Source organism: Natronorubrum tibetense GA33 (assembly GCF_000383975.1).
Classification (GTDB): Archaea; Halobacteriota; Halobacteria; order Halobacteriales; family Natrialbaceae; genus Natronorubrum; species Natronorubrum tibetense.
The window spans coordinates 1,683,588-1,706,473 of record NZ_KB913017.1 but is presented as its reverse complement, the minus strand read 5'-3'; the positions used below and the strand labels follow the sequence as shown (position 1 = coordinate 1,706,473).

Sequence of the window (22,886 nt, the reverse complement as noted above, 5' to 3'; positions counted from 1 at the left end):
ATCGTTTCAGTTGTTACTATAGCAACGACGGCCAGTAGCTGACAGCCGAGACGGCCCGCGAACCGATTCGACGGGCGGGCGTACCGACTGGGAGAAACGGCAAGCGGCTGCAGGCACCGTCACTTCAACGAAACGCGTACAACTATGTGAAAACCCGACGGTAGCGACCCCCGCTACGACCCCAGAATGGTGCAACTGACCTGCGACGAGAGCAGCCGCCGAAACACCGTGATAGCCGACCAGATTCCACCTCGAGTATGAATACGAGCATCGAAGTCGAGTACTGGGTGATCGACACCGACGGAGAACTCACGTCCCCGGGCGCACTGGCGGAGATTTCCGACCAGACTGAACGCGAGTTCGTCGAGCCGCTGTTCGAGCTGAAAACGCCCCCGTGTGAGACGATCGACGAGCTGCAGCGGACGTTCGTCGTGGAACTCGACGACGTCCTCTCGAGAGCGAGGCGAGTTGACAAACGGCTCGTCCCGCTGGGGACGCCGATCAACAGCGACGAAATCGAGCGCCGACCCGACGAACGCGGCCGGATCCAGAAGGAAGTCGTCGGCGAGAACTTCGACTACGCGAAGTACTGCGCCGGCACGCACATCCACGTCGAGAAGCGAAACGTCACCGACCAGCTCAACACGCTCATCGCGCTGGACGCCGCGCTCGCGCTGGTCAACTCCTCGCCGTACTTCCAGGGCGAACGGATCGCCAGCAGCGCCCGCGCCTACTGCTACCGGAAGAAGAGCTACGAGGAGTTCCCCAAACACGGCCAGCTCTGGCACTACGTCGAGAGCGTCGGCGAGTGGCACCGTCGCCTCGAGAACCGCTACGACGAGTTCAAGCAGGCCGCCCTCGAGGAAGGGATCGACGAATCTGAAGTCGAGGAACACTTCTCGCCCGACGACGTCGTCTGGACGCCGATCCGTCTGCGCGAGGCGATGCCGACGGTCGAGTGGCGCTCGCCGGACGCCGCGCTGCCGAGTCAACTCCTTCGATTGGCCGACGAACTCCAGTCCGTGATGGAGCAACTGCACCACACAACCGTGGAAATCGAACGCGACAGCGACCCCAGAAACACCGGTCACGTCACGAGCGACGGCATCAGCCTCCCCGAGTTCGACACCGCCTGCGACCTCGCCGAAACCGCGATGCACGACGGGCTCGACTCGACCGAGGTCACGAGATACCTCGACCGGATGGGCTTTTCCGTCGACGACTACCACCCCATCTCGACGCGAATCGACGGCCGGCAGTTCGTCCCCAAAAGTGACGCCCGCGACCTGCGATTAGAGTACGCGAGTCTGCTCGAAGAGGACGTCGACCGCCTCGTGCAGTCGCTCGAGGTGTAACGGGACGGGAGTGCGATTTTGCTGTTCGGGTTAGTCGTGAGCGTTGCGATCAGTATAGGGCAAGGAGTGTGCACTCACCGCGAGCGACCGAAGGAAGCGCGCGGGCCGACGACCGACCCGTAGGGGAGGGAGGAGTGCTTTTCATCAACGTTTTGCCGAGCGACCGAGCGACAGCGAGGGAGCGCAGAGCAAAAGGTTGGCACACAGGGTGTGCAAACTGGAGAACGGTGTCTCGTCTTCGATTCGAACCGTGGTCGGGTTTCCGACAACTGAGTAGGAGTCACCTCGAACGGGGGAGAAACCTCAAATGAAGCCGACAATAAACGCCAGCCCCATCCCGATCAGCACGACGGCCGTAATCGTCGGCAAATAGGGCGTATATCGCTCGATACGCTTGCGGTGGTGTTCGTACCCCGCGATCAACAGCAGCGTCGGCAGGATGATCGCGACGATGACCGCCAGCGAGTAGATGAGCATCAACTCGAGGCAGAGCTCCGTCCCGGCGCCGCTACAGATCGCCAGAATCTGAATCGGTTCTTCGTGGGCGAAGCCGAGCACGAGTGCGGTCGTTCCGAGCGCGAGGAGTCCGCGCTCGGCGTGTTTCTCCGTGAGGTGCTGGTGGCCGCCGCCGCCCGGGAGGGCGCTTCGGATGCGCTCGAGGAGGCTCCGGTCGTCGTCGTGATCGTGGTGTCCGTGGCTGTCGTGAGCACTGGGTGCGTACCCGTGGTCCGAGTGCGCTTCGCTCCCGCCGTCGGTGTGATGGCTGTGCCCGTCGTGAGCGTGCTCTTCGTGTGCGTGCTCGTGTCCGTCGTGACTGTGATCGTGCCCGCCGTGTGCGTGCTCGTGATCGTCCAGTCCGTGTCCGCCGTGGCGATACTCGTGGATGCCGAGCAGGATCAGCAGGGTTCCGGCGACGACGCCGAGCCACGGGCCGTCGGCGAAGTCGGCGAAGGAACTGAACCAAAAGTACGCCAGGACGAGAACGACGCTACTGACGAGGTGGCCCACCCCGAGAATCAGCGCCGCGAGGAAACCGTAGAGCCACCGACGCTGCTTGTCGAGCGCGTACGTCGCCGCGATCGGCCACCCGTGGTCCGGCAACACCCCGTGGATGAACCCGATCGCGATGACGCCGAGAACGACCCCAATTTCCATACCGGAACTGCATCGCTTTCGAGGTTTACAGGTTGTTATGACCCGAATCGGGTCATCGTAATACGACTGCTAATCGTTGGTAAGACGAGGAACCGAACTGCTAGAGAAAGCACGATAGATTGCGAACGGTTGTGAACTCAGTTGCCGTCGTCGTACTCGTAGTCCTCCTTCGGGTCTTCGACGCCCTCGGTGCGGGAGCCGACCCACGCGCCGAGGGAGAGTCCGTAGATGAGGTGACCGGCGTGGAACAGCGCGAGTTCGTCGGCCTCGAGTCGAATATCCAGTACCTCCTTCAGCATGATCTGTGAGCCAAACGCGGAGAGGGCCATTCCGTAGATCGATCCCCAGACGATGCCGCGCTGTTCGGGTTCGATCGAGCGTTCAGCGTCCTGAAGCGCGAACAGCCCGCCAAAGAGGGCCCCCGCCTGAATCCCGTAGGCGAAGTGCAAGAGCAGTCCGGCGACCGGATGGTCCTCCGGGTCGCCGCCGGAGACGTACTGCGAGTAGAAGTTCGCCGACGGGGGCAGCGACCGCAGGATCGGGAGCCGAAAGGCCGTCATGATGATCGTCGCGACGAACCCCGCCTGGAGCCCGCGAATCGCCGCGTAGGTGGCGTGTTCCGCTCGCGACTGCTCGGCCATCGATTCCGGGCCCTCCTTGGACTCGCTCGTCGACCGCAGCCGTCGTAATCGATTTGATAGCGACATGGTGTTCTCGGGCGGCGTTCTACCACGAACAGTGACTTAACAGTCCGGCGTGCAGTAGACGGGTCGCTCGAGAGGGAACGCGACTCGAGACGATCCGACCAAAACGTGTTTATTGCGTCTACGTCGGCTACCTTCGATACCTCGCCGGAACGGTCGCGGGTGTCGACGGAACCGGACTGTCCGTGAGCTGTGGGCTCCTTGCAATAGCCGTCACGCTCACACTCGGCGTCCGACCGGAACTGTGGGGTCGCGTTCGGGCGTCGTCGACTGCTCGCGGTGCCAGTGTTCGCCGCTGGCGGTTCGACGAACGGATGGCCGCCGACGAGGTGCCGGCCGCTGCTCGTGACGCGCTCGAGGCGGCGATCGACGGCTCGAGCAGACGCGACTGAGATCGAACGCGGTCGACGACGGGTAAGCGAGTAGCGAGTACTGCGCCGCGAGCGGGTCTTTTCCGTCCGGTAGCCGTAGGGACGGTCGATGGTCCACCTCTACGCCGAACATGTCATCGAGGACTACGACCGGTGGGAAACCCACCACGAAGCGAACGCCGACGCCCGCGCGGCCCACGGCTCGTGTGGCACCCAGGTCTTCCGAAAGCGGGCCGATCCGACGACGCTGCTCGTGATTCAAGAGCTCGAAGACGACCGCCTCGAGGAGGCGCTCACGTACTTCGAGTCGGTCGAGTTTCAGGCGGTGCTGGACGACGCCGGCGTCGTCGAAATCACCGATGCCGGTATTCTCGATCGAGTCCACGAACAGAACGTCTAGCTCGGCGATCCGACGACAACGCGCTTTTGCCCGTCCAGTGCGAACCACGGGTCATGACAACGGTCGAGGCGAAACTCGAGTCCGCCCGCGCGGATCTCGCGGATCGGGACGGGGTACTCGTCGCCTTCTCCGGCGGAGTGGACTCGAGCGTCGTGGCCGCACTCGCTCACGACGCCCTCGGTGAGAACGCGGTCGCCTGTACCGCAAGGAGCGAGACGCTCCCCGAGGCCGAACTCGAGGACGCCAGACGGGTCGCCGAGGAAATCGGCATCCGCCACGAGATCGTCGCCTTCTCCGAACTCGAGAGCGACGCCTTCGTCGAGAACGACGACGATCGCTGCTATCACTGCCGGACGATGCGCCTCGGTGAGATGCTCGAGACGGCCCGCGAGTTCGACATCGAGACCGTCTGCGACGGCACCAATGCGGACGATCCCGGCGCGGGCCACCGACCCGGACTCCAGGCGGTCGACGAACTCGAGGTTCACTCGCCGCTGCTGGCACACGACATCTCGAAGGGTGAGGTACGCGCGATCGCCGAGCAGTACGGCCTGTCGGTCGCCGACAAACCCTCGATGGCCTGTCTCTCCTCGCGCATTCCCACGGGGCTCGAGGTGACCGAGGAGCGACTCACCCGCGTCGAGCGCGCCGAAGCGCTGCTCCGGCAGTGGGGATTCGACCAGTTCCGCGTCCGCGACCACGACGGCCTCGCGCGTATCGAGGTCGCTCCCGACGAACTCGAGCGGGCGCTCCAGATGGAGTTCGTCGAAACGGTTCGCGACGAACTCGAAGGGCTTGGGTTCGACCACGTGACGCTGGACCTCCACGGCTACCGGACTGGAAGCGTGAGTCCGGCGGCCGACACCGCCGACAGCGATGGCGAGTCCGCGACGGACGAGCCACTCGTCGACGACGTCTTCGCCGCGGAGTCGCGGACGGACGACTGAGCCGGCCCTCGAATCATCGGTTGCTCACCCGCGGATCCGTCCGAATTCGTGAGCGTTCCCTCACGGTTCCGCCGCTGCTTTCGGAACCGATTTCGATATCGTACGGAATTGATAGAGTTCGTCCAACAGTTCTCCAGAATATAATCGTCTTCTCCGTAGAAAACCCACCAGTAGTGGTATTACTTCACCAACGTCCGGGAATATTGCGTATTTCGACACGGACGTGGCACTAGGACGGCTACCATTAGATGATGGACGCTGACGTGCCGCTCGAGTGGAACGCGGAAGAGTGTCGGACGTACACCCCGGCCGACATCGACCGGGAAATGCAGTATCGGACCTATCGTCACGAATCTGGTGACCTGCGGCTGAAGGTTGCACCGGCGTCGCTGGACGGGGAGGACCACCCCGGCTACGCCCTGACGGCGACGACCTACCCCGGTCTCGACCTCTCCGAAACGATTCGTGTCCGAACCGTACTCACCTTCAACCGCTGCGATCGGATCGCAGCCCAGTTCATGGACCTCTTTTCGGCCAGTTACGACGGCCCGGGATCGCTCGAGGACGCCCTCGAGTACGCCTACCAGCGAACGCGCGAGCACCGGTAACGAGCGAGCGCGGTTCGGTCGTCGACCGTTTCCGCCCGTCTCGAGCGAGCGATGGATCGCCCGCCGCGAGAGCGATCAGTCGGCGTTGTCACCATCGATTCGGACCGGCCGAGTGTCGGCGTACCAACGTACCCAATACCGTGTGAATATTACTCGATAACGATTGATGATTTCTGATTCGAAAAGTAAATTTGCGAGAACGTAAATACCCCCGGCACCAAGTGGATGTATGAGCACGAGAGACCCAACCGAACCGACGGTCGCCGAGCCAGCCGAACAGTCCGATGTCCCGGTCTACATGCCCGGAACCCCGACACTCGGGTTCACGACCGCCCTCGAGCGACTCGTCAGCAAACTCTCCCGGTAAGCCGAAACGGCGCTGGCAGTTGCGAACCGGAGACGAGAACACCCAATTTTCAGCGGAGACGCTACCCACACGGAGTAGCGACCGCCGTACCGACGTACCGAATCGGCGAGCAACAGCGCTGGAATACTACACCAGAGCAACAGCGACGGCGCGAATCGATCGAAAATAGTGTCGGCTAGTCGTCGGACGGCGCGGCGGATTCTTCGCCCATCGCAGCGGCCGCGGATTCGCTCTCCGCGAAGAGCCACCCACTGGCGGAACGTCTGGCCCCGGACGGCGTCGCCGTCCTCTCGAGACACCTCTGGAGTTAAGCAGCCACCGAACGGTCTGCAATTCGATAATCGGCGAGCTACGGGTGGTCTGTCGGAGACGCTAGTCGACGAAGACGACGCGAGATACGAGCAGAGACAACGTGGTTGGCGGGACCGTCAGGTGCTGACTTCGGTGACGGCCCTGGTCTCCCGCTCGTGAGACCCCTCGAGTCGCACCGCACACTGTTTGAAGTTCGGCTCCTTCGATCGCGGATCGACGTCCGAAACGGTGAGATCGTTGACGGCGGGGTGGTGGATCGGAAGCCAGACGACGCCGTCGGGAATCGACTCGTCGGCCTCGACGCGGGCCGTGACCGAGGCTCGGCGGGAGACAACCTGCGTGTACTTCGCGGCGTCGTCGGCCCCGTCCTCGTCCGCGGCCGACTCCCAGTCGTCGAGTTCGTCCGTGAGCGCCGCGGCGGTCGCGGGACTGACGCGCGCCGTCGGCGGGTCGTCCTCGCGAGTGCGAACGCCCGTGTTGTAGGCGTCCGGTCGCCGCCCCGTCGTCAGCGTCAGCGGGAACTGCTCGTCGGTCGGCTCCGGGAGCGGCCGAGCCTCGCCCGTCGAGAACTGCGCGCGGCCGGAAGGGGTCGGAAACGACCACGATTCGTCGGCCTCGCCAGCACCGGTACCAGCATCGTCAGTCCTCTCGCCGCCGTCGGCCAGCGGTCCCTCGTAGTAGCGATAGCCGGCCGAGACGTCCGGCTCGGGAACCGGCCACCGAACCGCGACCTCGGCCTCGAGACGTTCGTAGTCGATTCCCGAGAGGTCGGCGGGCGTCCCGGCAGTCAGCGCCGCCAACTCCTCGAAGGTCGATTTCGGCTCGAGCGGTTCGTCGAACAGGTCGGGGACGAGTCGATCGGCGAGCTGGCCGATCAACTCGAGGTCCGTCTTGATCCCCGACGGCGTCTCCGTCGCAGCGCGCACGCGTGAGACGGTCCGTTCCATGTTGGTCGTCGTCCCCTCGGATTCGCCCCACGTCGCTGCCGGCAGGACGACATCGGCGAACTCGGCCGTTTCGCTCCGGAAGGCGTCCTGGACGACGAGGAAGGCGTCCTCGAGTCGCTCGCGAACCTGCGTCGCGTCGGGCATGCCAGCGACGGGATTGGTCGCAACGGCGTAGACGGCCGAGACATCGTCGCCGATCGCGTCGACGATGCCGACCGGACCGGGGCCGGTATCGTCCGGGAGTCGCGAGACGGGAACGTCCCAGGCGTCCGCGACGACCTCGCGGTGTTCGGGGTCGGTGAAGGGGCGCTGGCCTGGCCAGCTTCCCTTCGACGAGCAGATGCGAGTGCCCATCGAGTTCGCCTGCCCGGTCAACGAGAACGGACCGGAGCCGGGGCGGAGGTTTCCCGTCGCGAGACAGAGATCGATTAACGCGCCCGACGCCGCCGTCCCGTTGACGCTCTGATTGATCCCCATCCCCCAGTAGATGAGCGTGGGATCCTCGAGCGCGTCAGCGATCCGGTCGACGTCCGCGAGGGAGACCCCGGCGGCTTCGGCGGCCGTCTCGGCGTCGGGAAGTTGCGCTCGCAGTTCGTCGAATCCCTCCGTCGCCTCGGCCACGAACGCCTCGTCGACGCGGTCGGTGTCGACGACGCGGGCGAGGACCGCGCGGGCGAGGTCGAGGTCGCCGCCCGGTTCGACGGGGACGTGGTGGTCGGCAACCTTGCTGGTCACACTCCCGACGGGGTCGACCACGATCAGTTCGGAGCCGTCCTGTTGGGCCGAGTGATTTATCCACCGGAACATGACCGGGTGGGCGGCCGCGGGGTTGGCTCCCCAGACGAGGTGCGTTTTCGCTTCGGGAATATCGTCGTAGGTCGGCGGCGGCGCGTCGCTGCCGAAGGCGTCGTAGTAGGCGGTGACGGCCGACGCCATACAGAGCGTCGTGTTGGCGTCGTAGTACCGAGTGCCGAACCCGCCGCGGGCGAGTTTGCCGAGTGCGTAGGCCGCTTCGTTGGTCTGCTGGCCGCTGCCGAGCACGGAGACGCTGTCCGGGCCGTCCTCGAGTGCCGTATCGAGCCCCTCTGCGGCGCGCTCGAGGGCAGTCTCCCAGGTCGTCGGGGCCAGTTCGCCGTCCCGGCGAACGAGCGGCCGCGTCAGCCACTCGCCGCCGGGAGCGACGGTCTCACTGATGCCGCGCTGGCAGGCGAGTCCGTTGTTCGTCGGGTGGGCACCGTCGCCCCGGACGACGTCAAGGCCGTATCCCTGGTCGACGGCTCGCTGAACGTGTCCGCAGCCGACCGCACAGCGCATACACGTCGTCGGGACGAGCTCCGTCACGGACGACACCTCCCGCTCTCGAACCGCGCGGTGTGGGGTTTATAATCACACCCAGTACCGAGAGTTTGGCCCGACATCATGCACTCGTTCACAAAAATAGGGAACGTATGCATCTACTAAACGGTGATCGTTTACAAACGATACTCTTTGAGTCGATAACGAAGGGATTGTAACAATATACGGATGGATGTGAGGAATATCAGGACGGTGGAGTATCGGACGACGCCGGTCGACCGAACGGGCGTCCACGCGTCACGAGACGGTTCGTCGGTAGAGGTGGCTGATACAGCAACAACTGAAACGAATTACACACTGATCGCAACGCCCTCGTGCAATCGAGTCTGCAGTGACGTTCAGTGGCTCCGATAGCTGGCGCCAGAACCCGTCCGCTCGAGTCGACCGAAATAACGGGACCGACGGCTCACAATCGAACGTCGAACGCAACGCGCCGAGAGATCGGACGGTCACTCCCGCCCGACCCACTTCAGGACGAACAGCGTCCCCTCGAACAGCAGGATCATGGTGAGCGCGACGAGGATGGGAGCCATCATCGTCGGGTCCATGGTGAACATAAAGGAGAGCCCGAAGAAGGCTGCCCAGAAGTACAGCCGTTTCTGCGCCAGCCAGCGGCGGGTCGTCACGCCCATCATGATCGCGAGCATGATGAACAGCGGAATCTGGAAGACGATCGCGAGGAAGCCGGTCAGCGTGATGACCAGGTCGAACGTCTCGCCGAGCGCGTACGCGATGTTCGCGCTTCCCTCGGCGTAGAACGTGAAGTACTGGAAGAGCACCGGCAACACGAGCACGTAGGAAAACAGCATTCCGAGCGCGGCGAGGACGACACTCATCGGCACCGCCGCGAGGTAGTACTTGCGCTCGTGGGGGTAGAGCCCCGGTCGCATGAACAGGTAACATTGGTAGACGAACACCGGCAGCGCCACCATAATCCCCAGCAGCGCCGAGAACTTGATCCGGGTCAGCCATAGCTCGAGCGGGTGGTAGACGTGCGGCGGCGGCACCTCTTCGGACGCGTAGGGGAAGATATCCGTCCAGACGTAGCTGATCGCGTCCGAGGCGAACAGCAGTCCGATCGAGGTCCCGGCCGCGCCGACGAGCAAGACGACCGCGAACCGGAGCACCATCTCTTCGATGTGGTCGGCCAGCGGCATCTCCTCGTCGTCCGGCGGCGTCGAGATGCCGCCGACATCGTCGTCCGGATCGGGGTAGGAGGGTTCGTCGATACTGTCGGGACGATCGACGATGCCCTCACCGTCGGTTTCGACCGGTTGATCGGACTCACCATCGTGATCCTCGTCGGAAGGCGGGCGCTCGTCGTCCGCCTCCCGTGGCTCCGCGGCTTCGTCGACGGGATCCTCACCATCCCTGTCGTCCACCGACTCGTCCGACATCTATCGGAATATCAGACGGCCACCGGTTATAGGCCTTTTTCTTACGAACACCGCACGAGAGCGACAAGGTCTCGAAACCGGCAGTTACCGTTCCAGCACTCGAAAGGTTGATAACTGGATATCAGTTAGCCACAGGCAGTAAATGAGTTCTGCCGTCGGAGAGGATACGGCCAAAGCAATCAACACCGGCCGTGAAACCATCGGCGCAGTGTTGTCTGGCGCGCAGACCCATCTTCAGAAGGTGTTCATCGTATTCACCATCGGCTTCGTCGGCTCCTTCTACGCACTCCGGATATGGATCTGGGGCTTTCTCGAGGCGACGGCGAAAGCGGAGATGGATCCGACCGTCGCAGAGGCGACGGAGATCATCACGCGAACCCCATTCGAGGTTATTCTCTTGCAGGCGAAGATCGGTTTGCTCGTGGGGATAATCATCGCGATTCCGGCACTGCTGTATTTCTCGCGGGACGCGCTCCGTAAACGCGGTATCGAATCGGTCGTTCCGGTCTCGAAGAGTTACGTGGCTGGGTTCGCGTTGACCTCGATTACCCTGTTCTGTATCGGTCTCTTCTACGCTTACGCAATCTTCTTCCCCTACGCCTTCGACTTCCTCGGAACCGTCGCCCACGACGCCGGTGTCAACCCGAGTTGGGGGATCACCGAGTTTACCGAGTTCATCGCCCTGCTGACGCTCTCGTTTGGGCTGGCCGCACAGCTTCCGCTGCTGATGAGCGTTCTCTCGTACACCGAGATCGTCTCCTACGAGACGTTCCGAGACAAGTGGCGTCACGCGATCGTCGCCATCACGGTCTTCGGCGCGATGTTCTCCCCGCCGGATCCGTTCACGCTGATCATGTGGGCGATTCCGCTCGTCGCCCTCTACGTGTTCAGCCTCGGACTCGCGAAGGTCGTCGCCAACATCCGCCGACGCGGCGCGGCCGAACTCGACACCGGCACCGGCTTCATGAAACGGCGAGTCCTGCAGTTCAGCGGCGGACTGGTGCTCGTCGCCGTCGCGGCAGCGGCGTTCGTCAATCAGGGCGGGTTCGACTACCTCGAGGAGTCCGTCTATCCGCTGCTTCCGTCCGGATTCCGGCCCGAGGGAACCTTCGGGCTCGAGTCTATGGCTGCCGAATACGGACTGCTCGGTGACGCTGCCGTCGCCGGGATCGTTGCCGCATCGGTCGGCTTTCTCGTCCTCGTCGGCTACACAATAAAAGTACTACAGGGCCCGGTCTACCCGCGAGAGGGAGACATCAGGGGCGCAGAGGATCACGAGGACATCGACTTCGAGACGCTCGCGGCCGAAGACATCGACGAGGTCCCGACGCAGGTCTTCCTCGCGATGGACGAGGAGACGGCCCTCGAGTACTCCCGGCAAGCGATGTACGACGACAACCGGGAGAAGGCACAGGCGATCCTCGATCGGTACGACGGGCTCGAGGAACAGCGGCAAGCGAACGCCAGCGAGGGAGACAGCGCGGACGGTGCGGCCGGCGCAGCGGGCGGAAGCGCGGCCGCGTCCGGTGGCGAGGACGAAGAGAGCCTCTTCTCGAGTACGGCCGCCGGAATGCTCGATCCCTTTACGGAGGAGGAGACGACCGAGGAGGATATCGGCGGCTACGCCTACGATCTCGCGTTCATCGTAGACAGCCTGACCTCGAAGACGATCTACATCGTGGGCGTCTTCATGGCCGTCCTCGGTGGCACGTTCCTCGCGCTCTACCAGGGCGGGTTCGGTATCATCCTCGCCCAGTTCGTCGACCGCGTCCCGCCGGAGGTTTTGGACGAGGTCACCGAGGGATCGGTCGAGACGGGCGAGGTAACGCCTGAACTGATCGGCGAACTCGGGTTGGTCATCGCCTTACACCCCGTCGAGGTGCTGATCTTCATGGTGAAGGTGAGTACGATACTGGCCTTCATCGCCATCGCCCCGATGATCATGTACTGGGGATGGCCAGCAGCCAAGGAGCGTGGCCTCGTTCGCGGCGACCCGCGAGTGTTCCTCGTCTGGGGCGGCGGGCTCTTCGCCGGCTTCGGCGTCGGACTGTTCCTCGGCTTCTACTGGATCGCCCCGATGGTCATCTCGTATCTCATCACCGACGCCGTCCAGAACGGGATGGTCGTCACCTACCGGATCAACAGCTTCTCGTGGCTGGTGATCTACACCACCCTCGGCGTCGGCTTCCTGTTCAACATCATCGTCACGATGGCGCTGTTCCACATCGGTGGCATCGTCAGCTACCGGACGATGCTCAAGCGCTGGCGACCGATCGTCGTCGGGATCTTCACGGCCGCTGCCTTCCTTAGCCCGAAAGGCATCCTCACGATGTTGCTGGTCGCGATTCCGATCGCCCTGACCTACATGCTGGGGCTGGCCGTCCTCTACGTGCTCACCGGCGGTGGCCGGCTGTTCGGCGGTGGCGGCGGGAAGAGCGCACCCGAACCGGAATCGGATGCCGGCGCGGCGGAGTGACGGCGGGTCACAGACGGAGACAGGAGCGATTCGAACTCGAGATCGGACGGAAACTCGCGTTCGTGGGGATCGCGTCGACACTTTTCGCGAGCGACATCCAGCCACGGACTGTTAAGAACCCCTGTTCCCAACGATAACGCGTATGCCAAAGATCAGCGTCGAAGTTCCGCAGGAACTCCTCGACGATCTCGACGACCACGTCGGCGACGACGGCAAGTTCGTCAACCGCAGCGACGCGATCCGTGCCTCGATCCGGAAGACGCTCGATATCTTGGACGAGATCGACGAACGCCACGATCGACTCGAGGACGACGAACGCGACTAGAAATTACCATTGGGGAAGCTATTACACGGTGGTACGCGACTGTACCCGTATGACATCACCAGCGATCGGACGAGTAGACGGCGCTGACCCGCAGACGGTCGAGTTGCCGCTCACGCCGACCACCCAGCGCGTGCTTCACGAGGCGATCGGCCACTGTTACGACGAACTCGCGATCAGTTGCGAGGCGTGCGAGGACGGCGACGCGCCGCCCGACGAACTGTTCGCCCACCTCGAGGCGCTCTACGTTGCGACCGCCGACGAGTCGCTCTCGCAGTTCGAACTCACGTACGAACGCACAGAGCAACGAGAACAAGAGTAGTACGCGACGGTCGGATCTCCGATCCGACGCTCGGCGCTCGTTCGGACGACGGCACGTCAGTTCCGGAGCAACCGCGACCCTCCTGCAGTTCTTCGGAAAAACGGTACAGCAGCCCGTCTCAGTCGTCCTCGAGGGGCTCCGCGAACCCGAAGTTCGGTTTAACGTCCTCGACGCGGACCGTGACGACGTCGCCCTTCTCGGTCGACGGGACGAACAGCCGGTAGCCCTCGACGCTTGCGATGCCGTCGCCCTCGCTGCCGACGTCGATGATCTCGACCTCGAGTTCGTCGCCCGTCGCGACCGGGGCGGTGAGCCGTCCCTTCGCGATGAAGAAGATCTCGGAGGACTCCTCGCGGCTGGCTTTCGGCGACGTAACGCGAACGTACTGGAACTCCTCCTCGACGTCCGCCCGGAACTCGTCGACGTCCGGTCCCTCGAAGACCTTGACGACGAAGTTGCCGCCGGTGTCGAGCAGTTCGAGAGCGGTCTCGAACGCCTGTCGCGCGAGGTACAGCGACCGAGCCTGGTCGAGCGAGTACTCACCGGACATGTTGGGTGCCATGTCCGAGACGACGGCATCGACCTTGCCGCCCGCGGCCTCGACGACCCGCTCGCGAGTTTTCTCCTCGGTCATGTCCCCGCGGAGGGTTTCGACCTGATCGACCAGCGCCGGATCCTCGAGGTCCTTGATCCGCTGGAGGTCGACCCCGATGACGGTCCCCTGGGGACCGACCTTTTCGGCGGCGACCTGCAGCCAGCCGCCGGGGGCGGCACCGAGGTCGACGACCGTGTCTCGGCCCTCAATGACGTTCTCGAGGTCGTCGAGCTGTTTGAGCTTGTACGCGGCGCGACTGCGGTAGCCCTGCTGTTTCGCTCGGTTGTAGTAGTCGTCTTTTCGTGTCATAGCTCCCTCAGACATCCCGTGAATACGGTTCGCGTGGAAACGGTCGGCGAATTGTCGGTCATAGTAGAAGATACGCCGTCGATCCGGAAAGGTACATCGAATAGCGTCCGACGTCGAGCAATCGGCTTCGGTCGTCGAACGCCGGATTCCCAAGTCGATTCGCGTCGGCTACGAGTCGTGTCTGTCACCGAGGACTCTCGAGCGTGGACGAATCCCGGCCGAGTTGGGTCGGCGTTCTATCGCACACGGCACGCTACAGCAGGGCCAAACGGACGCCGACGGCGGTAGCCATGCGATGAATTCCCACGAGTCCGGGTCGGTCGTCGACCGATCCCGACGCCAGCAGCCGTTACCGTCCGCCGCTGTAACGGACTGTAGTGTCCGTCGACAGCGAACAACCGTCCACTATCTCTGTCAACGTCCCGTTTAGTGGTACAGTACAGCGGCTCGTTTACGGTACCCGACGTTCCGCATATAGTACTAATACTGATAATAAAGTAATCAGATCCGACACATCTAGTTGTCAGATTTAATATTAGTATCCCGAAATAACTCAGTGCGCCAGCCGGTTTTCGCCAGGTTGCTCCGGAACAGCACCACAGCTAATACGCCCTGAAACCCCTAATTAGGTCCGTTAGAGCAGAGGCGGACGCGTTCTAAATCGATAGTCTTCCACCACCATTTCTGCGTATTTCTCCCACATATATAACTCATATCTTGGACACATTCACGCCTTACAACAGCCATAACAAGGTGTCACGAAAGAAGGTATACGAGTGCCACTAGCGGTGAGTATCAATGAAATGTTTGATCTTCAATAACACACCGGCTCACGTCCATCAGTACAAACACGCAGTCCAACGGCTCGAGGACCGCGGCCACGACGTCCTCGTCTTCGCCAGAAGCGACGAATTTACCGAAACGCTCCTCTCGTATCACGATCTCCCCTACGAAACCTACGGCAAGCGAAGCGAATCGCTTCAGTCGCTCGCCTGGGAACTCCCGACCCACCTGTACAACATCGCTCGCCGCGTCCGGAAGTTCGACCCGGACGTCATCTTCGGCAAAGGACCGTACGCGGCTGCTGCCGGCCTGATGTCCCGAACGCCGTCGATCGCCGTACTGGATTCTGAGACATCGTTCGATCACGTCGTCGCCCGCCCGTTCGTTCGGGCGATTCTGACGCCGAGTGCGTTCCGAAAGGACCTCGGGAGCAAACACTACAAGTTCTCGGGCGTCGCGGAGTCGGCCTACCTCCACCCGGACGTCTTCGAACCGGACCCCTCGATCCGGGACGATCTCGGCGTCGGGGCGGACGAGCCCTACGCCATCGTTCGGCTCAACGCGTTCAACGGCCACCACGACGTTGGGAAGAAGGGGTTCTCGCTTGAGCAACGCCGCCGGCTTCTCTCGGAGCTCTCCGAACACGCAACCATCTTTGTCTCCGACGAGGGCGGCAAGCTCGACTTCGACGACCTTCCGGCACGGCGGTTCGATCTCCATCCCGCGAAGATGCACGACGCGCTGGCGGCGGCCGACCTGCTGGTCGCGGACACCCAGACGATGGTCACCGAGGCCGCGCTGCTCGGGACGCCGGCCATCCGTTCGAACTCGTTCGTCGGCGAGGCGGACATGGGGAACTTCATCGAACTCGAGGAGGCGGGCCTGATCAGAAACCTCGAGGAGTTCGAGGCGGTCTTAGAGCAGTCGCGGGAACTGCTCGCTGACGACTCGACGACCGAAATCTGGGAACGGCGGCGAGACGAGTACGTCGCAGACATGGACAACCTGACGGAGCTGATCTGTAACATCGCGACCTCCTACGGCGATACGCAGCCGAAACAGACCGCCAAACCGGTCACGGAGGTGAGCTGATGCGGGTCTGTTCGATCGTCGGCGCTCGGCCGCAGTTCATTAAGGCCGCGGTCGTCTCGCGGGAGCTGCGGGCGGTCGGCGAAGAGGTGTTAGTTCACACCGGCCAGCACTACGACGAGGAGATGTCGGACGTCTTCTTCGACGAACTCGGTATCCCGGAGCCGGACTTCAACCTCGGCGTGAAGTCGGACACCCACGGCCGCCAGACCGCGAAGATGATCGCCGAGATCGAACCCGTCGTCGAGGAGACCGAGCCAGATGTCATCCTGCTCTACGGCGACACGAACTCGACGCTCGCGGGAGCCATCGTCGGCTCGAAATGCGACGTGGTCGTCGCACACGTCGAAGCCGGCTTGCGCAGTCACAACCGCGAGATGCCAGAGGAGATCAACCGCGTGCTGACGGATCACGCCTCGGATCTCCGTTTCGCGCCGAGCGAGCAAGCTGTCGACGCACTCGCGACCGAGGGGATCACCGAGGGCGTCTACTGGACCGGCGACGTGATGTACGACAGCATTCTCGAGGTTCGCGAGCGGGTCGCGGATCGGTCGGACGTCCTCGACGACCTCGGACTCGAGGCGGGCGAGTTCATCCTCTCGACGGTCCACCGCCAGCACAATACGGACGCCCGGGCGAACCTCGAGTCCATTCTCGACGCTCTGTCAGATGCGCCGTTGCCGGTAGTGTTTCCGGCCCATCCCCGAACGATCGACCGACTCGAGGAGTACGGGCTTCGGGAGCGAGCGGAAGAAGCACTCGAGATCATCGAACCGCTGGGTTACCTCGACTTCGTTCGGCTGCTCGACACCGCCGAACGCATCGCGACGGACTCCGGCGGCGTCCAGAAGGAGGCGTTCTTCCTCGAGACGCCCTGCGTGACCATGCGGGAGGAGACGGAGTGGACGGAGACCGTCGACGCCGGCTGGAACGAACTCGTCGGGGCGGACGCGGACGCCATCCGCGAGGCGCTGCGGGGCGATCGGACGCCCGAGGAGACGCCCGAACCCTACGGCGACGGGAAAGCCAGCCGTCGGATCGCAGATATCCTCCAGCGACACGTCGACACCGCCGAGTCGGAGTTGGCGGTCGAGTCGCTGGCGTCGGACTGATATCGTCGGGCGAGCTGCCCGTCAGGCGTCCTCGAGCGCCGTGCCGAAGGCCGATTCGATCGCCTCGGCCTTGCTCCGATCGTAGAGCGCAGCCGCGGGGTGGAACGACGGTCTGACGAGTCGGCCGTCCCGTGCAGGTCGGTGATCGTCTCGTCCGTCTCGAGGATCTCGACCGTCGCGAAACTGCCAATCGGCACGACGACGGACGGGTCGACGCGTACGAGTTCGGCTTCGAGCACCGGCCACCGGACCTCGGTCTCGTCGACAGGCGGGTCGTGATTCTCGGGCGGGCGCACCTTGACGAGGTAGACGAGTATTGAGACGATACACCGTCTCGTCGTTCGAACGATGAGCTACAGGACGGTGACGCTCTTTGCCAAGTTCCGCGGTTTGTCGATCGGTCGATCGAGCGCGTCGGCCAGCCAGTAGGCGACCAGCTGGAGCTGGACGTTCGCAACGATCGGCATCACAGCCGGATGCGTCTCGGGCACCTCGAGGACGAAATCGGCGTGGCTGCCGACCGTCTCCGGCGAATCGGTCACCGCGACGACCGGCGCTCCGCGAGCCTGCACCTCCGTCACGTTCCCGATCGTCGCCGACGTCTTCTCCCGGCTCGAGACGACCGCGAACACCGGCGTTGCCTCCGTGACAAGCGCCAGCGGCCCGTGTTTCAACTCGCCGGCCGGGAACCCCTCGGCGTGTCGGTACGTGATCTCCTTGAGCTTCAACGCCCCCTCGAGCGCGACCGGCGCGTTGTACCCTCGGCCGATGAAGAAGTAAGCGTCGGACTCGAGAAACGCCTCGGCGACTGATCGGGCGTTCGAATCGTCCAGTACGGACTGGATGTAATCTGGAAGCCGCCGGAGTTCGCGAAGGTGCTCGCGCGAGGCGGACGAGGAGGGATCCGCGGTCTCGGCAAGCGCGGTCGCGAGCAACGAGAGGGTGACCTGTTGGGAGGCGAAGGACTTCGTCGCGGCGACGCTGATCTCCGGGCCGGCCCGGATGTAGAGCACGTGGTCGCACTCCCGTGCGGCAGAGCTGGCGACGACGTTGGTCAGCGCGAGCGTCGTGGCACCGGCGCGGTTGGCCCCCCGAAGCGCGCGCATCGTGTCGGCCGTCTCGCCGCTCTGGGTGACGCCGACGACGAGCGTTTCCTCGTCGACGGGCAGCTGGTCGGCGTCGTACTCGCTCGCGACGAACGTCTGGGCGGGGATCCCGCGGCGCTGGAGCAGCCGCTCGCCGAACAGGCCCGCGTGATAAGACGTTCCGCAGGCGACGAACTGGACCGCCGACGGGCTCTCGAGTTCCTCGAGTTCGGGAAGCGAGACGGTAGCACCCAGCTCTTCGATGCGACCGCGCAGACAGTCCCGAATCGCGCGGGGCTGTTCGGTGATCTCCTTTCGCATGTAGTGGTCGTAGCCGCTCTTGCCGGCGTCCTCCGGATCCCAGTCGATCGTCTCGACCGACTTCTCGACGACGGAGCCCAACTCGTCGGAGACGGTCACCGACGAGGGCGAGACCGCCGCGAACTCGCCATCGTCGAGGTAGACGACCTGGTTCGTGTACTCGATGAACGCGGGAACGTCGCTCGCGAGGAAGTTGCCGTCGGCTCCGAGACCGAGGACGAGCGGTGACTCGTCCCGGGCGACGAAAATCGTCTCGCAGCTGGGGAACACCGCGGCAATGGCGTAACTCCCATCGAGTCGGTCGATCGCCGCACGAAACGCGGCGAAGCGGTCGGCACCCTTCGCCCGCTCCCGATCGATGAGGTGCGGGACGACCTCGGTGTCGGTGTCGCTCCGGAACTCGTAGCCGGTCGCCGACAGCTCCTCGCGGAGTTCGCGGTAGTTCTCGATGATTCCGTTGTGGACGACGGCGACCGAACCGTCGGGACTCGTGTGCGGGTGGGCGTTGACGTCCGACGGCGGGCCGTGCGTGCTCCAGCGCGTGTGGCCGATCCCCGTCGGGCCGTCGAAGCCGTCGACGGCGTCGCTCCCGATCCCGGTCTCCGAATCTGCGCTCCCGTCGAACTCGGTACCGCCGCCAGCGAGCGCCCGCTCGAGTTCCGAGAGTTCGCCCTGGCGTTTTTCGACAGCGAGCGGCGCGTTCGCCACCGCGATTCCGGCCGAGTCGTAGCCGCGGTACTCGAGGTTCGACAGACCGTTGAGAAGTCGCTCGAGGACGGTATCGTCCGAATCGCCGCCGGCGTAACCGATGATGCCGCACATCAGGAACGCACCTCCATTTCGTCCTCGATCGTGCCGCAGATCGTCGCGCCGGCGGCGATCGTCGCAGTGGCCCCGACGATGGTCCCCGGCGCGTACGTCACGCCGCCGCGGTCGGTAACCCGATCGGCGAGTAAGGCCCCAATCGGCTCGTCTTGGAAAAACCGGTTGCCGACGCGAACGTCCCCAGGTCCGCCCGGAACGACGGACCCGTGGCCGACGTCGACACCGATGCCGGTCACGCAGTCGACGACCGTCGCGTTGGCGCCGAGGCGGCTGTCGGCGTCGATCACGCTCCGCTCGACGACGGCGTTCGAGCCGACGGTCACGTTCTCGCCGAGACAGGTGTGCGGGCCGACGACCGCCCCGGGACCGACCTCGCAGTCGCGGTCGATCACCACCGGCGATCGGATCGTCGCCGAGCCGTGGACGGTCGCGGACGGCGCGATCGCCTCGTCGATCACCCCGGTGTCGAACAGCGCATCGGAGAGATCGAGCAGATCCCACGGGTAGGTCGCGTCGAGCCAGTAGCTGTCCGAGACGGTCCCGCGAACCGTCTCGTCGCTCTCGATCAGCGTCGTAACAGCGTCGACCAGCGAGGACTCGCCGTTGGTCGGCTCCGTTCGGCGGATCGCGTCGAAGATCGAGGGCTCGACTGCGTAGACGCCGGCGTTGAGTTTGTACGCTCGATCGTCCTGCGGCCGTTCGACCAGCTCCGTGACGGTGCCGTCGTGCTCGAGAATCACGCCGCCGTACTCGCCGATCTCCTGTCGCCTGACGAGGCCGATCGTCGCGGCGGCGTCGGCGTCGTGCGTGGCAACAACGTCGTCGATGAGTCGGCTGTCCACGAGCTGATCACCGTTGACGACGAGGGTCGTTCCGTCGACGACCGACGACGCAGCACGGAGGGCGTGGCCTGTTCCGAGCTGTCGATCCTGGCGGACGTACGTGAGGTCGGCCTCCCGATAGCTCGAGCCGAAGTAGGACCGAATTCGGTCGCCGCGGTAGCCGACGACGACCGTGATCGAGTCGATCCCAGCCTCGATCAACTGATCGAAGACGTGCTCGAGGATGGGCCTGGTTCCCGCCGGGAGCATCGGTTTGGGTCGATTTCGAGTCAACGGCCTGAGGCGGGTTCCCTCGCCCGCCGCGAGGACAACCGCAGAAGGAAGACTCATACCGAACGGGCGATTTCTCGGTATTTCGTTTGTGTCACCTTACTGTACGTTAACAGACAGCATACTCCTCTCGAGAGCGAACGGGGTGAAACGACACCACAACGTCGGACCGCAGTCACCGTTTCGACGACAAATACGAGATTTCGACGCGGCGGTACCCGCCGCTTCGGCCGCGTCGCGCTCGCGCGTAAAGGGTGGCTTTTTATGGCAACCGTCCGTACGCCGAGTTATATGTTCAAGGCCATCGTGAGCGCGGCAACGCTCACCAGCGCGCTCGATTCGGTGAGCGTGCTGGTCGACGAGTGTAAAATTCACCTCGAGGAAGACGGCCTCGAGATTCGGGCCGTCGACCCCGCCAACGTCGGCATGGTCGACCTCTCGCTCGAAGCGGCGGCGTTCGAATCCTACGAAGCCGACGGCGGGCTGATCGGTGTCGACCTCTCGCGACTCGAGGATATCGCAGGCATGGCCGAATCCGGCCAGCTCATTCAGCTCGAACTCGACGAAGAGACGCGAAAACTCCACATCCAGATCGACGGGCTCGAGTACACCCTCGCGCTCATCGATCCCGACTCCATCCGACAGGAGCCGGACATTCCGGATCTCGACCTGCCCGCGGAGGTCATCCTCGAGGGTAAAGATGTCAACCGCTCGGTCAAAGCGGCCGACATGGTGAGCGATCACATCGCACTCGGCGTCAAGGAGGCAGACGAGTACTTCTACGTCGACGCGGAGGGCGACACCGACGACGTCCACCTCGAACTCACCCAGGAGGACCTGATCGACTTGCAGGTCGGTCCGGCCCACTCGCTGTTCTCGCTCGACTACCTCAAGGACATGAACAAGGCGATTCCCTCCGATACCGAGGTCACGCTCCATCTCGGCGAGGAGTTCCCCGTCAAGATCTACTTCGGCTTCGCGGAGGGGCAGGGACAGGTCACCTACATGCTCGCACCGCGCATTCAGAGCGACTGATCGCGCCGCCTCAAAGTAAAACCGTTCTTACGGTGGGGCGTTTTCTAGTTATTACTCGTAGCGCCGAATTTGGCTAAGTTCGTCCTGGTAGCGTGGCCAGATGGCACTCCTCGTTGAGATATCACCGAACGGATGTGTACGCACCCTTATTTAAAAATACGATATAGTAAGGATACGACCTACCAGTCTCTCCACAGTAGACCACGTATGCCCTCCGCAGACGATCAGACGGACGCCTCAGAGGCAGCCGAACTCCGATACGTCGCGACGTTCGATCCCGACGCCGGCGAGCAGGCGAGTGACGCCGTCGTAACGGCGGTCGCCACGCTTACCGGTGACTCCCCAGTGGAACTCAGCCCGCTCTACGAGGCCGTCGAACCCGACGCGCTCGACTCGCTCGTCCGACACGCCCGCCGCAGCGACGACGCCGGTGTCCACCAGCTGTGGTTCAGCTACGAAGGGTTCGACGTCGGCGTACAGAGCAACGGCGAGATTCGAATCCGACGGGGTCCCGTCGCGGCCGAGCCGTAATTCGAGTACCCAATCCTCCAGTAGCCGAACGGAACCCCCGCCGAGCGCGCTGTCACTCGTGTTCGTCGAGAAACGCCAGCAGTTCCTCGTTCACGTCCTCGGCGTCCTCGATGAAAAACAGGTGCGAGCCGCCCTCGAACCGCTCGAGTCGGGCGTTCGGAATCGCCTCCTCGAGTAACGTCGCGTTCGCCGCGGGGACGACCTGATCGTCGGTTCCGTGGAGAACCAGCGTCGGCACTCGAATGCTGTCGAGACGGTCGCTGACATCGAAGTTCAGGACGGCGGCGGCCTGTGCCTCCCGGGCCGGGTCCTCGGCGTCCTGTTCGAGTCGCCACTCGAGGATCCGGTCCATCAGGTGCGGGTTCCGGTTCGTGAACCGTTCGTTGAACGCGGGACGCATGCGATGACGGAGTTTTTCACGCTCGCTGGCCCCCTTCGGAACGTCGAAGATGAACTCCTGAGTCTCCTCTGGGACCGGAACGGCGTCCGGACCGCCGTGGCTCGTACAACAGAGCGTGAGCGTCTTCGCGCGGGTGTACTCGATCGCGTAGCGCTGGGCGATCATCCCGCCCATACTCGCGCCGACGATGTGGGCCTCTCGAATGCCCGCGTCCTCGAGGACGGCCTCCAGATCGGCCGCGAGGCCCCCGATGGAGTACCCTGCCAGTTTGAAGATGAGCGGCGCGCGGAGTTTGCGGGGGAGTCGCGGGAGGATCGGCGGCAGTCCGGTGTCGGATTGGCCCGTCCCGCGGTTGTCCGGCGCGATCACGTCGTAGCCGTCGCGGACGGCCTCACGCTGCCACCGCCACATCCACCGGCCGTAGCCCAGTCCCTGCACGAAGACGACAGGGGTACCGCCGTCCTCGCTTTCCTCGCGCTCGTAGTAGATCGACACATCGTCGCGTAGCGCCCGTGGCATACTCGGAGTGACGTATCGGATCCCCTTGAAATCGACCCTCATCTGCGCCGTCAACACCGGGAGTCGCCGACGATCGAGCGATCCAATCACCGGTTACCGTCCCCCGCGATCCGACGAACAATCAGCGGGTT

Annotated in this window: 22 protein-coding genes; 14 read left to right on the top strand and 8 right to left on the bottom strand. The window is 63.8% G+C overall.

All coding sequences use genetic code 11. The features are described 5' to 3' along the window. Positions 1-257: 257 nt before the first annotated feature. Positions 258-1,355, top strand: a complete 1,098-nt coding sequence (locus tag NATTI_RS0108820) for a glutamate-cysteine ligase family protein (protein WP_006092591.1) — start codon at positions 258-260, stop codon at positions 1,353-1,355. Positions 1,356-1,658: 303 nt separating this feature from the next. On the opposite strand, the gene NATTI_RS0108815 is transcribed toward NATTI_RS0108820, so the two are convergent. Next, the gene (locus NATTI_RS0108815; RefSeq protein WP_006092592.1) at positions 1,659-2,510 is read right to left on the bottom strand and encodes a hypothetical protein; all 852 of its coding nucleotides are present in this window, start codon (positions 2,508-2,510) and stop codon (positions 1,659-1,661) included. Between the two features lie 137 nt (positions 2,511-2,647). Then, positions 2,648-3,217 carry a DUF6789 family protein gene (locus NATTI_RS0108810; protein WP_006092593.1) on the bottom strand — a complete coding sequence of 190 codons (570 nt, stop codon included), beginning with the start codon at positions 3,215-3,217 and terminating at the stop codon, positions 2,648-2,650. A 182-nt stretch (positions 3,218-3,399) separates the two neighbouring features. Between NATTI_RS0108810 and NATTI_RS0108805 the strand changes: the two genes are divergently transcribed. The 5 genes from NATTI_RS0108805 (at position 3,400) to NATTI_RS26485 (ending at position 5,907) form a co-directional block, all read left to right on the top strand. Next, positions 3,400-3,606, top strand: a complete 207-nt coding sequence (locus NATTI_RS0108805) for a hypothetical protein (protein ID WP_006092594.1) — start codon at positions 3,400-3,402, stop codon at positions 3,604-3,606. A gap of 88 nt (positions 3,607-3,694) precedes the next feature. Further along, a complete protein-coding gene (locus tag NATTI_RS0108800; protein ID WP_006092595.1) occupies positions 3,695-3,985 on the top strand; it encodes a hypothetical protein in 291 nt (96 codons plus the stop codon). Positions 3,986-4,038: 53 nt separating this feature from the next. Further along, on the top strand, positions 4,039-4,932 hold the full coding sequence (larE, locus tag NATTI_RS0108795) for an ATP-dependent sacrificial sulfur transferase LarE (RefSeq protein WP_006092596.1): 894 nt from the start codon (positions 4,039-4,041) through the stop codon (positions 4,930-4,932). A gap of 251 nt (positions 4,933-5,183) precedes the next feature. Next, entirely contained in the window at positions 5,184-5,540 is a 357-nt protein-coding gene (locus NATTI_RS0108790) for a hypothetical protein (RefSeq protein WP_006092597.1), read from the top strand. A 229-nt stretch (positions 5,541-5,769) separates the two neighbouring features. Beyond that, positions 5,770-5,907, top strand: coding sequence for a hypothetical protein (locus NATTI_RS26485; protein WP_019991758.1), 138 nt, complete (start codon positions 5,770-5,772; stop codon positions 5,905-5,907). 428 nt (positions 5,908-6,335) lie between these two features. Here the strand turns inward: NATTI_RS26485 and nasA are convergent, their stop codons facing one another. Both nasA and NATTI_RS0108775 read right to left on the bottom strand, forming a co-directional pair. Then, on the bottom strand, positions 6,336-8,480 hold the full coding sequence (nasA, locus tag NATTI_RS0108780; protein ID WP_049806282.1) for an assimilatory nitrate reductase NasA: 2,145 nt from the start codon (positions 8,478-8,480) through the stop codon (positions 6,336-6,338). Positions 8,481-8,971: 491 nt separating this feature from the next. Continuing rightward, positions 8,972-9,919: a twin-arginine translocase subunit TatC gene (locus tag NATTI_RS0108775; RefSeq protein ID WP_006092599.1), complete on the bottom strand. Its 948-nt coding sequence runs from the start codon at positions 9,917-9,919 to the stop codon at positions 8,972-8,974. Positions 9,920-10,061: 142 nt separating this feature from the next. Between NATTI_RS0108775 and NATTI_RS0108770 the strand changes: the two genes are divergently transcribed. The 3 genes from NATTI_RS0108770 (at position 10,062) to NATTI_RS0108755 (ending at position 13,039) form a co-directional block, all read left to right on the top strand. After that, the gene (locus NATTI_RS0108770; protein WP_006092600.1) at positions 10,062-12,395 is read left to right on the top strand and encodes a twin-arginine translocase subunit TatC; all 2,334 of its coding nucleotides are present in this window, start codon (positions 10,062-10,064) and stop codon (positions 12,393-12,395) included. A 142-nt stretch (positions 12,396-12,537) separates the two neighbouring features. Beyond that, positions 12,538-12,720 (top strand): ribbon-helix-helix protein, CopG family, encoded by a 183-nt coding sequence (locus tag NATTI_RS0108760; RefSeq protein ID WP_006092601.1) that lies wholly within the window; start codon positions 12,538-12,540, stop codon positions 12,718-12,720. Between the two features lie 49 nt (positions 12,721-12,769). Continuing rightward, a complete protein-coding gene (locus NATTI_RS0108755) occupies positions 12,770-13,039 on the top strand; it encodes a hypothetical protein (RefSeq protein WP_006092602.1) in 270 nt (89 codons plus the stop codon). Positions 13,040-13,157: 118 nt separating this feature from the next. Here the strand turns inward: NATTI_RS0108755 and NATTI_RS0108750 are convergent, their stop codons facing one another. Further along, positions 13,158-13,943 carry a 23S rRNA (uridine(2552)-2'-O)-methyltransferase gene (locus NATTI_RS0108750; protein WP_006092603.1) on the bottom strand — a complete coding sequence of 262 codons (786 nt, stop codon included), beginning with the start codon at positions 13,941-13,943 and terminating at the stop codon, positions 13,158-13,160. Positions 13,944-14,741: 798 nt separating this feature from the next. Between NATTI_RS0108750 and NATTI_RS0108745 the strand changes: the two genes are divergently transcribed. From NATTI_RS0108745 to NATTI_RS27475, 3 genes are all read left to right on the top strand, one after another. Next, positions 14,742-15,818: a DUF354 domain-containing protein gene (locus NATTI_RS0108745; RefSeq protein WP_006092604.1), complete on the top strand. Its 1,077-nt coding sequence runs from the start codon at positions 14,742-14,744 to the stop codon at positions 15,816-15,818. Continuing rightward, positions 15,818-16,927 carry a non-hydrolyzing UDP-N-acetylglucosamine 2-epimerase gene (gene wecB / locus NATTI_RS0108740; protein WP_006092605.1) on the top strand — a complete coding sequence of 370 codons (1,110 nt, stop codon included), beginning with the start codon at positions 15,818-15,820 and terminating at the stop codon, positions 16,925-16,927. The genes NATTI_RS0108745 and wecB overlap by 1 nt, the downstream gene beginning before the upstream one ends. Before the next feature lie 131 nt (positions 16,928-17,058). Next, positions 17,059-17,247, top strand: coding sequence for a hypothetical protein (locus tag NATTI_RS27475; RefSeq protein ID WP_006092606.1), 189 nt, complete (start codon positions 17,059-17,061; stop codon positions 17,245-17,247). A gap of 33 nt (positions 17,248-17,280) precedes the next feature. Here NATTI_RS27475 and glmS read toward each other — a convergent pair whose 3' ends face one another. Beyond that, on the bottom strand, positions 17,281-19,155 hold the full coding sequence (gene glmS, locus NATTI_RS0108730; protein ID WP_006092607.1) for a glutamine--fructose-6-phosphate transaminase (isomerizing): 1,875 nt from the start codon (positions 19,153-19,155) through the stop codon (positions 17,281-17,283). Further along, positions 19,155-20,330: a sugar phosphate nucleotidyltransferase gene (locus tag NATTI_RS0108725; RefSeq protein WP_027119104.1), complete on the bottom strand. Its 1,176-nt coding sequence runs from the start codon at positions 20,328-20,330 to the stop codon at positions 19,155-19,157. The genes glmS and NATTI_RS0108725 overlap by 1 nt, the downstream gene beginning before the upstream one ends. Positions 20,331-20,561: 231 nt before the next feature. Between NATTI_RS0108725 and NATTI_RS0108720 the strand changes: the two genes are divergently transcribed. Both NATTI_RS0108720 and NATTI_RS0108715 read left to right on the top strand, forming a co-directional pair. Further along, positions 20,562-21,305 (top strand): DNA polymerase sliding clamp, encoded by a 744-nt coding sequence (locus NATTI_RS0108720; RefSeq protein WP_006092609.1) that lies wholly within the window; start codon positions 20,562-20,564, stop codon positions 21,303-21,305. A 207-nt stretch (positions 21,306-21,512) separates the two neighbouring features. Next, positions 21,513-21,836 carry a HalOD1 output domain-containing protein gene (locus tag NATTI_RS0108715; RefSeq protein WP_006092610.1) on the top strand — a complete coding sequence of 108 codons (324 nt, stop codon included), beginning with the start codon at positions 21,513-21,515 and terminating at the stop codon, positions 21,834-21,836. A gap of 52 nt (positions 21,837-21,888) precedes the next feature. Here the strand turns inward: NATTI_RS0108715 and NATTI_RS0108710 are convergent, their stop codons facing one another. Next, a complete protein-coding gene (locus tag NATTI_RS0108710) occupies positions 21,889-22,755 on the bottom strand; it encodes an alpha/beta fold hydrolase (protein ID WP_027119103.1) in 867 nt (288 codons plus the stop codon). Positions 22,756-22,886: the final 131 nt, after the last annotated feature.